The 13932-nt window shown below is 39.8% G+C and carries 12 protein-coding genes; 11 read left to right on the top strand and 1 reads right to left on the bottom strand.

The annotated features are described in order from the left end of the window. Nucleotides 1-77 precede the first annotated feature (77 nt). A complete protein-coding gene (locus F6K64_RS17320) occupies nt 78-434 on the bottom strand; it encodes a hypothetical protein (RefSeq protein WP_009149823.1) in 357 nt (118 codons plus the stop codon). Nucleotides 435-545: 111 nt separating this feature from the next. Here F6K64_RS17320 and F6K64_RS17325 point away from each other — a divergent pair, with 111 nt between their 5' ends. From F6K64_RS17325 to F6K64_RS17375, 11 genes are all read left to right on the top strand, one after another. After that, on the top strand, nt 546-2381 hold the full coding sequence (locus F6K64_RS17325; protein ID WP_009149824.1) for an ABC transporter ATP-binding protein: 1836 nt from the start codon (nt 546-548) through the stop codon (nt 2379-2381). A 519-nt stretch (nt 2382-2900) separates the two neighbouring features. After that, nucleotides 2901-3875: a phytanoyl-CoA dioxygenase family protein gene (locus tag F6K64_RS17330; RefSeq protein ID WP_009149825.1), complete on the top strand. Its 975-nt coding sequence runs from the start codon at nt 2901-2903 to the stop codon at nt 3873-3875. Then, on the top strand, nt 3872-4207 hold the full coding sequence (locus tag F6K64_RS17335; RefSeq protein WP_009149826.1) for a hypothetical protein: 336 nt from the start codon (nt 3872-3874) through the stop codon (nt 4205-4207). The genes F6K64_RS17330 and F6K64_RS17335 overlap by 4 nt, the downstream gene beginning before the upstream one ends. A gap of 16 nt (nt 4208-4223) precedes the next feature. Continuing rightward, entirely contained in the window at nt 4224-5300 is a 1077-nt protein-coding gene (locus F6K64_RS17340; RefSeq protein WP_009149827.1) for an NAD-dependent epimerase/dehydratase family protein, read from the top strand. 71 nt (nt 5301-5371) lie between these two features. After that, nucleotides 5372-6445, top strand: a complete 1074-nt coding sequence (locus tag F6K64_RS17345; RefSeq protein ID WP_009149828.1) for a class I SAM-dependent methyltransferase — start codon at nt 5372-5374, stop codon at nt 6443-6445. Between the two features lie 51 nt (nt 6446-6496). Next, on the top strand, nt 6497-7177 hold the full coding sequence (locus tag F6K64_RS17350; protein WP_009149829.1) for an acylneuraminate cytidylyltransferase family protein: 681 nt from the start codon (nt 6497-6499) through the stop codon (nt 7175-7177). 13 nt (nt 7178-7190) lie between these two features. Beyond that, nucleotides 7191-7853, top strand: coding sequence for a TylF/MycF/NovP-related O-methyltransferase (locus tag F6K64_RS17355; RefSeq protein WP_009149830.1), 663 nt, complete (start codon nt 7191-7193; stop codon nt 7851-7853). A 22-nt stretch (nt 7854-7875) separates the two neighbouring features. Then, nucleotides 7876-10143, top strand: coding sequence for an N-acetylneuraminate synthase family protein (locus F6K64_RS17360; protein ID WP_009149831.1), 2268 nt, complete (start codon nt 7876-7878; stop codon nt 10141-10143). Nucleotides 10144-10279: 136 nt separating this feature from the next. Further along, nucleotides 10280-11185, top strand: coding sequence for a hypothetical protein (locus tag F6K64_RS17365; protein ID WP_143764230.1), 906 nt, complete (start codon nt 10280-10282; stop codon nt 11183-11185). A gap of 30 nt (nt 11186-11215) precedes the next feature. After that, entirely contained in the window at nt 11216-12112 is an 897-nt protein-coding gene (locus F6K64_RS17370) for a hypothetical protein (RefSeq protein ID WP_009149834.1), read from the top strand. Nucleotides 12113-12536: 424 nt separating this feature from the next. Further along, nucleotides 12537-13799: a glycosyltransferase family 4 protein gene (locus tag F6K64_RS17375; RefSeq protein WP_009149839.1), complete on the top strand. Its 1263-nt coding sequence runs from the start codon at nt 12537-12539 to the stop codon at nt 13797-13799. The last annotated feature ends 133 nt before the right edge of the window (nt 13800-13932 follow it).

Here is a 13932-nt window from a genome sequence, read left to right on the forward strand (position 1 = left end):
TTTTTCTCTGTTCTCGACTCAGAATCACCTTGTCTCGTTTTCCTCTTCCCATACTTTCCGCCTCAGTTATCCTATTTCTATTGCACTATTTTAGCTGTGCCACGCCAGTAGGGTGCGTTAGGGGCGGACTTGCCCTTATTTTTCACCTCGTAGCCAGCGTTGGGATAGTCCGCCCCGTAACGCACAACCCTTGGGCGAGCCCTCATTTTCTCGGTCGCCAGTGTTAGGTTGCTGCCTGGGAAATGAAACGGGCAAGATGCCCGTTCCACGCCTGATGCCCGTTCCACGCCTGATGCCTGTGCCACGCCTGATGCCCGTTCCACGCCTGATGCCCGTTCCACGCCTGATGCCTGTGCCACGCCTGATGCCCGTTCCACGCCCGGAAAATCTTGATAACGGGCAAGATGCCCATTCCACAAAACTCTTAAAATCATTCCATTATTAAGCAACGCCCCCTCTCTTTCCCAGATCCGCTGCTCCCATCAATTCTAGTTTCACATCTGATTTTAAAACGCTATATATTTGCTGACTAATTAATAGTAATTGTGACAAAACTCAAAAAACTTATTCCTAATTTCCGATCGCCAGCCTATGTTCTGGTCGGGGAGACAGCCCGGAGAAACTGGTGGCTGATTGGGATGAACCTGATTACTAATCTCGTCAGTGCTGTCCTAGAGGGCAGCACCCTAGGTGTTATTTATCTGGCCGTGGGTTATCTAACCGGGACTGATGACCCTGGAACAGATACACCAACTAATCCCACAATAGCTCAAATCCTTGCTAAGATTCTGCCTTTGCCACCAGAGCAAATGTTTTTAATATTAATCTTTGGGGCAGTGGTGCTGCAAATCGGCTTAAGTCTGAGTAACTATCTCAATAAGGTATCCACAGCTTACCTATCGGCCAAAGCACAGCCCTATGTGACGGGCAAAGTGTTTGAACGGATTATGACCTTTAGCTATGGCTGTGTCAGCCGCTATAAGGTCGGTGACCTAGTACTTTTTACCAATGATGCGGCTTTCGCAGTCGATCAAAATATCACACAATTCAACAATCTGGTGGTGAGTGTGTCATTCTCCTTGGTGTACCTGGTTATTATCGTGGGTCTATCCCCAATCTTGGCAGGGGCGGCAACGGTGCTGATCCTGGCGGTGGCTTATGTGCAGTACAAGCTGATTCCCCGATTACGACGAGTGGTAAAGCGGGTGACCGCAAGCCAGGTGGAGTCGGCTAAGTATATTACTCAGAGCATCCAGGCATTGAGGTTGTTGCATACCTTTGGTACCCAGCCACAGACACTAACGGGGGCAAATCAGATATTAGGTAAAATCGAGAAACAACTAAAAAAGCGGGCATTGGTCTTTTACCTGCCGGAGCCAATTTTAGAGACTTTGCCCATGGTAGCCCTGGGAATTTTGGCGGCTTCCGCAGTACTATTTGAAGGGGGTAAGGCGACAATCCTACCCCTGTTGTTGACCTTTTTGCTGGCCTTGCAAAGGTTATCGGGGCGCTTGAGAGCAACTTCAAACACAATTACAGCTTTTGTGGATAACAGCGCCCGGATGGCACGGTTGGAGACGATTTTAGACCAGCGGGATAAGGTATTTGAGCACTCGGGCACGGAGCCGTTTACACGGCTAAGGGAAGATATTGAGTTTAAGTCTGTAAGCCTTTCTTATACTAACGATGATAACCTTGCCTTGAACAATCTCACCTTTACTCTGCCCCGACATCAAGTAACTGCCTTAGTCGGGGAGTCGGGGGCAGGTAAGTCTTCGATTATAGATTTGTTCATCGGACTGTATCAACCGACGGCAGGACATATTCTAGTCAATGGTCGTCCTCTAGCAGACTATTGCTTGGAAGACTGGCGGCAACAGATCGGGGTGGTCAGTCAAGATACGTTTATTTTTAATGACAGTATTTTAGAAAATTTGCGTTACGGTCGTCCCTCAGCAAGCTTGGATGAGGTGGTGGAAGCAGCGAAAGCAGCCCAAGCCCACAAGTTTATTTTAGCGTTGCCTGATCGGTACGAAACGGTGGTGGGTGAGCGGGGCTATAAACTCTCCGGTGGACAGCGGCAACGATTGGCTCTGGCACGGGCATTAATTAAGCAGCCAGAGATTTTAATCTTGGATGAAGCCACCAGTGCCTTAGATAGTGAATCAGAGAAGTTGATTCAGCAGGCATTGGAACAGTTCCAGAAGGAACGAACAGTGATTGTGGTGGCACACCGACTTTCGACCATTGCTGAGGCTGATCAAATTCTAGTGCTAGAGCGGGGACAGCTTGTAGAGCACGGTACCCATAACTCGCTTTTGCATCAAGGTGAGCGCTATGCACGCTATTGGCAGTTGCAGAGTAGCCAGGTGGCAGCTTAAAACAGTAGCTTGAGGCAGGGCTGTTTCATTCTTGACCCTAAAATTGATCAGGGAGTGGGGAGTGGCTCACAGGGGTAGGTTTTTTACATTTGGGTCGGGAATCGGGAATCGGGAATCGGGAGTCGCTCATCAGGGTAGGTTTTTAACTTTCACCTCAGGTGTGGGGTGTGGGGTATAAGAAAATGTACCATTATTGTCGTTAAAAATCATCAAGACAATAAAAGTACGTACTCGCCCCTTTGTAAAAAACCTACCCTTGTAAGGGGCATCCTGCCCGCCCGAAAATATCCGGTGCCCTTGACCCATTAAGAATTTAATTCGCTAACGGAAAGCGCACCTAAAAACTATTAAAATCATTCCATTATTAAGCAACGCCTCAGCTCCTGTATTTTTATAATCATTTTTATAATCACCCGTTCTCCCACACCCTACCAAGTTCACCAGGTTGCTTATCACCCAGTCAGGTATCTAAATGTAGGTACAGACGTGAAATAGATTCAACATTTCTGGTGTATTGTTATGTCTTGGAACACTCTCAATATTACTTCCACTGCTGAAATTGTCAGCTCTATTAGGGAAAAGGGCTATTACTTCGCAGAAAGTGCATTAGATAAGATAGAGGCTGACCGGCTCTTAGAAGAAATCGACTTTGATGAGATTCTGATCAATAAAAATGACCTAGGTGTGGTTTGTTCAGGAAATCAGAAGTTTTTGAGCCATTGCCTGGCAAAGTCGAAGCGAGCCTACGATTTGATTACGTCTCAACAGGTTTTAGATGTTTGTAATGCCTATTTAAAAGTAGGATATCAGCTGATAAATCACAGGTTCTGTCAGACCCGTCGAGGGTTTCATATGCCCTGGCACACAGACAATAATCTGCTGTACGGTAGTCAGTTTTTGGGTAAGCACCAGATGCAAGGTCTGGTATTTATTATATATCTTTCCGAGCCAAATTTAAGCCCGTTTCAGTATATTGAGGGTTCCCACCTTTGGTCATCAAAGTATGACGATGAGATTTATATCAGCGATCGCTGGGTTCAGACGCACTATCAGCAGGATATCAGAACCTTTGAAATAAAGAAGGGCGACCTCATCATCTTTGATTTGCATGGTATTCATCGAGCACGCCCGTTTAAAGACAGACATCATGTTCGAAATATTTTTCAGTTCCAGGTCGAGCAAATTAAAGATGAATATCTTGGCCATGGAGAGCAAAATCTGGTCAATGCTGGGTTTATCGATAACCCTAGTCCAGACCTTTTCAACTACTTAGGATTTGGGATTCAGCGAAACTATCCAGTCTTTCCAAATAGTTCAATCGCAACTATGGCTATGCCAGAGCTAATGAAGTTATATAAGCAGCTTTTGCTCCTGACGCTTAAGGCAATCACTAGGAACCTAGCCAAAGGGCTGCTAACTGGAGAATGGCAAGTGAGTTTAAAACGTAAACTATGGCATCCTAAATTGCCAAGTTCAAACAGCAGAAAGAGTTGATTCAGCAGGCATTGGAACAGTTCCAGAAAGAACGAACAGTGATTTTTGTGGCACACCGACTTTCGACCATTGCTGAGGCTGATCAAATTTTGGTGCTAGAGCGGGGAGAGGTTGTGGAGCAGGGTACCCATAAGTCGCTTCTGCATCAAGGTGAGCGCTATAGCAATCCTAAATCATTTGTAAAATCACTAGACTTATTAAAAACTAGCTCCAACTCCTGTCCCTTCTGCCTTCTGCCTTCTGCCTTAAAGCAGCCTATTTCTTTCACGAATCAGATAGGATTGCTATATGCCCGCTATTGGAAGTTGCAGAGTAGTCAGGTGGCAGCTTAACGGTTTAAGGGATTTTATGAAACTTTTTATTACAGGAATTTGTGGCTTTGTGGGTAGTACCCTGACTAAAGCGTTACTTGACCATAAAGCAGATTTAGCCATTACGGGTATTGATAACCTATCTCGGTCAGGCTCTTGGCTTAATCGTGAGATTTTGACTAAACAAGGGGTGAAGGTGGTTCATGGTGATATTCGTAATGCCAGCGACCTGGAAGCTAATGGTCCCTTTGACTGGGTGATTGATTGTGCGGCGAACCCTAGTGTATTGGCCGGGGTCGATGGTCAATCGAGTAGTCGTCAACTGATTGAGCATAACTTGGGTGGTACAATTAACTTGCTGGAGGTGTGCAAACGTTGGAATGCAGGTTTCATACTGCTCTCAACCAGCCGGGTATATTCGATTCCACCATTGGCACAATTAAAGGTAGAGGTGCATGACCGGGCTTTTCGACCTTGTTTAACTGACTCGTCTAGTTGGCCAGTGGGATTGAGTGAGCAGGGTATTAGTGAAGTGTTTTCAACGGCTCCGCCGGTCTCGCTGTATGGTTCGACAAAGCTAGCATCAGAAACACTGGCTCTGGAATATGGGTTAACTTTTAATTTTCCGGTGTGGATTAATCGCTGTGGAGTAATGGCTGGTGCTGGACAATTCGGTCATCCAGGACAGGGGATTTTTGCTTTTTGGATTCATAGTTTCCGCGAAAAACGAGCGCTCAAATATATTGGTTTTGGAGGTAATGGCTATCAGGTACGGGATTGTTTGCATCCTCAAGATTTAGTGTCTTTGTTAGAAAAGCAGTTTACTGAGCCGTTGGTGACGAATAAACCCCGAACTGTGAATTTAAGTGGTGGGGTGAGCAATAGTATGTCACTGCGACAATTAACTGATTGGTGTGAAGATCGGTTTGGGGCTAATACGGTGGTTCAAACTGATACGGAACGGCCTTTTGACATTGCTTGGATGGTGTTGGATTCGACAAAGGCTGCAAATGTTTGGGGTTGGAAGCCTCAGACTAGTATTTATGACGTGTTGAGAGAGATTGCTGAGTTTGCAGAAGGGCAAAAAGATTGGTGTCAAATCTCAGCTTCATGAGTATATAGAATGACATCTATCTTATTTATGAAATGAAGATGTACATACTGTTTATGTGGATTTAATGAATCATGCTAATAATTGATAGACTAAACAAAATTTTACTTCGTAGGTTATTTATTTGTGAAAGTCCACAAGTAAACCTTACTGAATTTCAATACGATTCTATTGGTAAGTTTCAGACAAAAGTGAATAAGGGAGTATATACCTTTGAGAGCATTTCTTGTCTATGTGGTGATTCAGAAGGTATTTGTTTAACTGAGCGTGATCGCTATTGTTTGTCAGTGTCAACATACTTATGTAAATCCTGTGGGATAATGCGGACAAGCCCAAGATTAGATGAGTCTAGTTTATCAAAATTTTACGATCAAGACTACCGTTCTATTTATGTTGGCCATTCTCAAGCACCAGATGATTTTTTTGAGGAACAAGAAAGTCATGGCAGATTAATTATGGATTTCCTAAAGCCAAATTTCAAGTTTCATGAAAATTTAACAGTATTTGATGTGGGTTGTGGAGCAGGGGGAGTACTGATCCCTTTCAAAAATTTAGGATGTAAGGTATTTGGTTGTGATTTAGGAAGTCAATATTTGAATCGTGGCAAAAGCATAGGACTCATTCTAGAACATGGAGATATAAAATCTTTAGACAAATACGGAAAAGCTGACCTTGTAATTCTTTGCCATGTTCTTGAACATTTTCCAAATCCTCTTGAAGAACTTGAGAAGATATATAATTCAATCACTGATAGAGGATATTTATATATTGAGCTTCCTGGTATATTTAAGATTCATAGAAATTATGTCAATCCATTAAGGTTTTTTCAAAATGCACATCTTTATCACTTTTCCTTATCAACTTTAAATTTCATTTTAGGAAAAGCTGGTTTTGAATTAGTTAAAGGAGATGAGAATATTAGAGCATTATATAGAAAAACAGACAAAAGGCATCTATCTAATTTAAACAAAAAATTGTACTTAATAATATTAATATATTTCTATTTTTCTGAAATTAACTATTCACTAGGATTGTTTCGTTTTAACATTGGTTCTATACGCTCTATTATCTCAAAAATCATTCATAAAATAATGAAGCAAGAAACTATTTACTTAATTAAAAAAAGTTTACTAATAAAGAAAACCTAACATTTTTTGATGAGTAAAACAATATAATTTTTTAGTTCAAGAAAAATTATTGTGAACATAATAGCAATCATTCCCGCTCGTGGTGGTTCTAAAGGCGTTCCCTTCAAGAATGTACGCCCATTAGGAGACAAACCATTAATCGCTCATTCTATTTTAGATGCCAAAGAATCCAATTTAATTGACAAAATTTACGTTTCCACAGACGACGCAGAAATTGCAGAAATTTCTAAAGAATATGGAGCCGAAATCATTGAGCGTCCTGAGGAATTAGCTAGCGATAAAGCTTCATCTGAATCTGCTCTTATTCACGCAACTTATGAGATTGAAAAAATTGGCATTTATCCTGAATTAATTGTATTTTTACAATGTACTTCTCCTATTAGAGCAGGTACAGATATTGACAATGCTATCAAGAAAATTCAGAGTACAAATGCTGATTCTTTATTGTCAGTTTCTCCTTCCCACAGATTTCTTTGGGAAGAAGTTAACGGTGTAGTCAAGTCCATTAATTATGATTATTGTAATCGAAAGCGCCGTCAGGACATGAATCCACAGTATGTTGAAAATGGTTCTATTTATATTTTCAAACCTTGGGTTCTCAAAGAATTTAGTAATCGTCTCGGCGGTAAAATTTCTATGTTTGTCATGAATGAAGCTGCTAGTTGGGAAATCGATTCCTTGACTGACTTTGAAATAGCAGAGTCTCTTTTGAAGAAGTATAGTTCTATTTAATTGGAGAATATAGATGATTGAATTACCTGATTTAAACCGTGCTTTTGAATACGAAAATAACTTTTATTTATCCTGCGACCCAACAAGGATAGGTAAACTACTAGCTCACTATGAATTGTATAAGATGGTTCGAGACGTACCTGGTGCAATAGTGGAATGTGGAGTTTTTAAAGGTACTTCTTTAGTTAAATTTGCAAGCTTTAGAGATTTGTTTGGAAATCCATACTCTAAAAAAATAATTGGCTTTGATACTTTTGGTAAATTTCCTGAAACTCAATTTACTCAAGATAAAGCTCCCAGAGATAAATTTATCAACAACGCTGGAGAAGAATCTATTTCAAAAGAACAATTATTAAGTATTTTAGATAATAAAGGACTTGGAAAAAATATAGAACTTATAGAAGGAGATATTCTACAGACTGTACCTCATTACTTAGAACAGCATCCAGAATTAAAAATCTCCTTATTAAATCTAGATACAGATATATATGAACCAGCGGTTGTAATATTAGAACGTCTTTTCCCAAGAATTGTCAAAGGAGGAGTTCTAATTTTAGATGACTATGGAGTTTTTCCTGGTGAAACTAAGGCTGTTGATGAGTATTTTGCTAACCAAAATATAAAAATTCAAAAATTCCCCTTCTGTATGACCCCTTGTTATGTAGTTAAAGAATAAATCTAGTAGTTATTTAAAATAGATGCTAATTGACAAAAATATTGCTCAATATATTGTCTTTACTGAAGACAGTATCATCAACGCGCTGAAAAAAATTAGCGACAACAAAAGTCGGGTTATTTTCTCGGTTACGGAATCGGGTATTGTTGAAGGTATATTAACTGATGGCGACTTTCGGCGGTGGTTGGTAAATCAAAACACTATTGAATTAAACCAGCCTGTTTCTAATATTACTAATAAAAACTTCAAATTTGCTTATTTTGAAGACGAACCAGAAAAGATTAAGTCCTACTTTTCTGAAAAAATCGAATTTCTTCCTCTGATAGATAAAAATCACCACTTAGTTGCTATTGCAAGAAAGCGACCTGGTGTTATTCAAATTGGGAACTTTACTATTGATGCAGAATCACCAGCATTCATAATTGCAGAAATTGGTAATAACCACAATGGCAGTTTGGAATTAGCCAAGAAACTGATTGACTTAGCAATAGAAGCAGAGGCTGATTGTGCTAAATTCCAGATGCGTAGTATGAAAGCTCTCTACCGTAATGCTGGTAATGCTAATGATGCGAGTGAAGATTTAGGTTCCCAATACACTTTGGATTTACTTTCTCGCTTTCAACTCACTCCAGAGGAAATGTTTGCTGCTTTTGACTACTGCAAACAACGTAGTATCTTACCACTATGTACTCCCTGGGATTTGGAAAGTCTGGCATTCTTAGAAGAATATGGAATGCAAGCCTATAAAGTAGCTTCAGCTGACTTGACAAATCATGACTTACTCGCAGCACTGGCTAAAACTGGGAAACCGTTAATTTGTTCCACTGGTATGTCAACGGAAGCTGAAATTAGTGAAGCTGCAAATTTACTAGAGCGATTGGGTGCTATGTACGTCCTGCTGCACTGTAATTCTACCTATCCTGCTCCCTTCAAGGATGTAAATCTCAACTATTTAGAACGTCTCAAAGAAATTAGCGATCGCCCTGTTGGTTATTCTGGTCACGAACGTGATATTTACATAGCTATTGCAGCGGTTGCTAAAGGTGCAAAGGTCATTGAGAAACACTTTAGCGTTGATAAATCGATGGAAGGTAACGACCACAAAGTAAGTTTGTTACCACAAGAGTTTAAAGCAATGGTGCGGGGTATTCGTCAGGTAGAAGAGGCTTTGGGTAACGCAAAAAAACGTAGACTCAGCCAAGGAGAACTAATCAACCGCGAGACTTTAGCTAAAAGTTTAGTAATAAACTGCAACCTGGAACCAGGACAAGTTATTACATCAGAAATGATTGAAGTCAAAAGTCCTGGTAAAGGTTTGCAACCAAACCGCAAAACCGAACTAATTGGACAATTAGCCAGAAGACGATTTAAAGCGGGTGACTTTTTCTTTCCCAGTGATTTAGAACGAGAGCAAATTCAAGCCCGTAATTACAAGTTTCAGCGTCCTTGGGGTATACCCGTTCGTTACCATGATTTCAAGAATATCTTGGCAAAAACAAATCCAGATTTACTAGAGTTTCACCTCAGCTACAAGGATTTGGAGCAAGATATTTACCAATACTTTGAGCAACCACTAGATTTGGATTTAGTAGTTCACAGTCCAGAATTATTTGCTGGAGATCATTTACTGGATTTATGCTCCCAGAATGAGGAGTACCGTCAGCATTCTATCCGAGAACTGCAACGAGTCATTGATATCACCCGCCTACTCAAGCCCTTCTTTAAACGCGCAACTCAACCTTGTATCGTCACCAATGTTGGTGGTTTTACCATAGACGCACCGTTGCATCAATCTCAACGGAGTGAATTATACGAATTGCTGGTTAAAAGTTTATCTGAACTTGATACAGAAGGTGTAGAAATCATTCCTCAAACCATGCCTCCCTTCCCCTGGCATTTTGGCGGTCAACGTTATCATAATTTATTTGTAGACCCAAAAGATACCGCTGAGTTTTGCAATAAATATGGCTATCGAGTTTGTTTAGATGTTTCTCACTCCAAACTTGCTTGTAATCATCATAAATGGTCTTTCAAAGAGTTTATTGAGCAAATTGGACCGTTAACAGCTCATTTACATATTGCTGATGCAGAAGGGATAGATGGTGAAGGATTGCAAATTGGCGAAGGTGAGATTGATTTTCCGGCTTTAGCGGAGGATTTGCAAAAGACTACGCCTAATGCTTCCTTTATTCCAGAAATTTGGCAAGGACATAAGAATGATGGAGAGGGATTCTGGTTCGGCTTAGAGAAATTAGAACCATATTTTGGATTGAATACAGCTATTTTATAAATATAGAACTACGGGGAAAAATTAGGATATTTATCTATTCCCTATTAACCGTTAACTATTCCCTTGTAACTGATACACTTTGTCCTAACCTAGAAGCGTACTGCTATATATTATTAAGTCATTTTTTTTCATAGTCTTGAAATACATGAAAGGAATTATTAGATCAAGCTTGAGGTCTATTGTTCAAAGATTACTTTGGTCAGAAATATGTCAAATATCTGATTTGAAAAGTAATTTTTCAACACTTGAAGATGAGTTAAATCTTCTAAAAATTAAATCGAGTGCATTATCACCTTCTATAGATGAATCATTAGTTTTTAGGAAAAATACAGATGATTTTATCTATGACGAAATATTTGTTATTGGCTCTGGTCCTAGTTTGCTGGATTTAACTCAAGAAGAAAAAAATTATATTTCTAGTAAAACATCAGTTGCCATGAATCGATATATCCTTTACTGGGATCTGATAGGTATTTGGCCACAGTTCATCTTTATGGCTGATGCAATTGGTATTGGCAAAAAGGCATTTAAACAAGTTGAATTGAAGTTGTTAAATACAGAAAAAAAACTGCCAATTTTTATTTTAGAAAACTATTTTAAATCATTTGTTCATCCTAATTTATTATCCATATTTTTTATTCGAGATACTAGCAAAGGAGAAAACTTAAAATGGGCTAACTCTTTAAATGAAAATATTTTCTACCGTCGGGGAAGTCTTACCTGTTTATTGAATGTGCTTGCTATTCTCAGGATTGCTCCAGTTATCAAATTGATTGGGATAGATCTCAATAGAGGTGGTACATTCTTTGACTCAGAATTAAATCGATATCCAGAACTGATTAATCCTTGGGATCAAGAGGCTAAGGCAAAAAATGTTCATGCTACCGTAGGAGAAGTTTATGGATGGAAAGGTTCGATGTTAGACCACTGGCCTGACTTAAATAAAAACTTGGTTAATGCAGGAATTAAGGTCTATTGTTGCAATCGGGATAGTCTATTGGTTCAATCTGACCTTTCTGAGTATCGTCCCATTATCACCTAACTTCTATAGGCGTTAACTATTCACAGATATATGAGATTTCCATACTATATATTTAATCCCAACAATTCAGCGAATCTAAAATGGCGTATCAGTGAGTGGCGTCGATATCGCATAGCTTTTCGTAATATTCCATTGATCCCAGAAAAACCCAAGGCAAACTTCAGCTATGTTACTTTAACTTGCCGTAAGGACCTGATGATGAGTCAAGTAAGCCTCGAAACACTTGCTCGACATACCCGTGCTTTACCAGATCTAGTCATCGCATATGATGAGTCACTGACTGAGTCTGAAGTAAAAGAGTTTTTTAGTTTTTGGCCAGGAAAAATATATTGTCTGGATCGCGCCAGTACAGCAGCGTTCCATGATGAACGGGGATGGCCATTGTTAGCAGATTTTTGTCGTAAACATATCTTTGGTTTTAAATTTGCAGCATGTCTCAGAATTGCTCATAAGAATCGAGTCCTCTACGCAGATAGTGATATTTTATGGTTTCGTGATGTTGTCCAGCTAATGAATTGTTACTCAAAAAAAGCAATTTATGCAGCTCAAGATTATACAAATTCTTACAATTTAAGGTTATTATCTAAGCTTCCCAATGCTCTTCAGGAAGAAATGTCGTATCCTCCCTTTATAAATGCTGGTTTTGCTATTTTTAATCGTTTTATATCTGAAATAGATAATTATCAAGAATTGCTTCTATATGCACTAACTGAAGATAAAATTCACCTTTTTAGTGAACAAACTTTGGTAGCAATTCTTGCAAAAACTGTTGGAGACACGATTCAAAAACAAGATGTGTACGTTGATAAAGACCGTCTCACTTATTGGATAGAGTCTTTTCATAATCAACCTTGGTCAGCCCGGCATTATGTTGGACCTATACGTCATCAGTTATGGATTGATGCAAACGCTGCACTTAATTGTTGATTGTCAATAAAATTTTTGATTGCCTGTATGTACTCAACTATCAAAAGTTGGCTAAAAAAAACTTACCTTATTCGTCAGGTGGAAATTACAACTAATTTACCAATTCATTACTTAATAATGGCAAGACAATTAGGACATAAATTTAGCAGGTTTAAAGCTATTATTGTTTCTGAAAAGACATTACATCCAACTGATATGCCTGTTGATATTAAGGCTTTTAGCAAATTGCTTAACTCAGTAGTTAAAAATTAATTTGATATTATATAAAATCGCCAACTGGATCGAATTTTAATGTGAATATACCTGCCTTATAAATTTGATCTATGGCAATACCTAATGAACGGTTGCAAACAAGTCCTGGGTAATTCTCGTTCAAAAGCCTACTGTAGCCTGATGAAAAATTAAATCACTATCATCTTTTTTAATGCTGATTTTGAATAAAAAACAAAAACCACGTATTCTCATTGTCAGTAACTTTTATCCGCCTGTCTTTTATGGTGGTTATGAGCTTGGCTGTGCTGAAGTTACTCAAGGATTGCGGGAGCGAGGTTTTGAAGTCGTTGTTTTGACTTCTTCCCATCGGCAGGAAGAATGTAAAGAGGAGGATAGTATTCTCCGAATTTTACCTTCCCTGTTTGGACGAAACTTGTCCCAATTTGGAGCGATTGATCGATTCAGGCAACTACTGATTCATGAATATGTGACAAAGCGTTCTTTCCTCGCTACACTGCGGGAAGTTCAGCCTCACCTCGTTTACTTTTGGAATCTCAGTGGATTATCCCGGTCTTTAGTAGAGTTCGCGCAGCTCAATCACTACTCTTGGGGCTTATTTATTTTTGACCATTTTTGGCGAGACCTCAATGTAGATGCCTGGTCGCGACATGTAACCACCCCTGCTAATAATCTGGTGCGACAGTTTAGCCGTCAATGTGTGCTTCAATTGGGAAAACTGATGGGTATACCGCCAGCACAAGCAATGATTTCTCCAGATTTTATACATTACCCGACTATTTATCTGCGCCAATACCATGAAGGCAAATCTTTGAATACTTCGGTCTGGCTCAAAACAGATTGGGGCATTAATACAGATTTATTTAAGCCACCCTCAACTCCTGCTGCCAATCCCAATCGCATACTCTATGTAGGTCAGGTCGCTGAGCATAAAGGCGTTCATGTTTTAATTCAAGCTTTGGGACAATTGCGAAAGCAGTATAACTTACAGAATCTGAAGTTGACCCTTGCAGGTCCTTGTCTTTCACCAACCTATCGAGCAAGGCTAGAAGAGCTTATTGCTAAATGTAGCTTAGGGGATGCAGTAGTTTGGTTAGGTTCGATGGAACGGTCAGCTTTGCCAGAAGTGTATGCCCAAAATTCCATCTTGGTATTTCCCAGCGTCTGGGAGGAACCCATGGGCATTGTGATTTTAGAGGCAATGACCGCTGGTTTAGCAGTTGTTGCATCCCGCACGGGAGGAGTGGCAGAACTCATTGATGATGGTACAAGTGGGTTACTATTTCAGCCTGGGGATGTGAAGGATTGTGCTGAGAAGGTGGGTCGATTGTTTGATCATCCTGGGCTACTTGCGAATCTCAGTCAGAATGCTCGTCGAACGGCCAAAACCCGGTTTCAATTTTCGCAGGTGCTTGATCGAATTAGTTCAGATCTTCTCAAACGATGCTCTATGTAGCAACCAAGATTGATATTTGAAAATTTCTCAGACTTGATGCCCTGCCTAGTGGTGGCTTCAGTCTCAGTATACTTAGAAGCGATCAAGTCGGATTGCTATCTTTTTTAATAATCTTAAGTTATTGTATATTTCT

Origin of the sequence: Moorena sp. SIO3A2, assembly GCF_010672265.1 — a bacterium.
In the GTDB taxonomy this organism is placed as follows: domain Bacteria; phylum Cyanobacteriota; class Cyanobacteriia; order Cyanobacteriales; family Coleofasciculaceae; genus Moorena; species Moorena producens.

Bases quoted from the DNA above. Each gene is read 5' to 3' on its own strand.
- F6K64_RS17320 (WP_009149823.1), bottom strand. From the start codon at position 434: ATGATTTTAAGAGTTTTGTGGAATGGGCATCTTGCCCGTTATCAAGAT.
- F6K64_RS17330 (WP_009149825.1), top strand. From the start codon at position 2,901: ATGTCTTGGAACACTCTCAATATTACTTCCACTGCTGAAATTGTCAGC.
- F6K64_RS17340 (WP_009149827.1), top strand. From the start codon at position 4,224: ATGAAACTTTTTATTACAGGAATTTGTGGCTTTGTGGGTAGTACCCTG.
- F6K64_RS17345 (WP_009149828.1), top strand. From the start codon at position 5,372: ATGCTAATAATTGATAGACTAAACAAAATTTTACTTCGTAGGTTATTT.
- F6K64_RS17355 (WP_009149830.1), top strand. From the start codon at position 7,191: ATGATTGAATTACCTGATTTAAACCGTGCTTTTGAATACGAAAATAAC.
- F6K64_RS17360 (WP_009149831.1), top strand. From the start codon at position 7,876: ATGCTAATTGACAAAAATATTGCTCAATATATTGTCTTTACTGAAGAC.
- F6K64_RS17370 (WP_009149834.1), top strand. From the start codon at position 11,216: ATGAGATTTCCATACTATATATTTAATCCCAACAATTCAGCGAATCTA.
- F6K64_RS17375 (WP_009149839.1), top strand. From the start codon at position 12,537: ATGCTGATTTTGAATAAAAAACAAAAACCACGTATTCTCATTGTCAGT.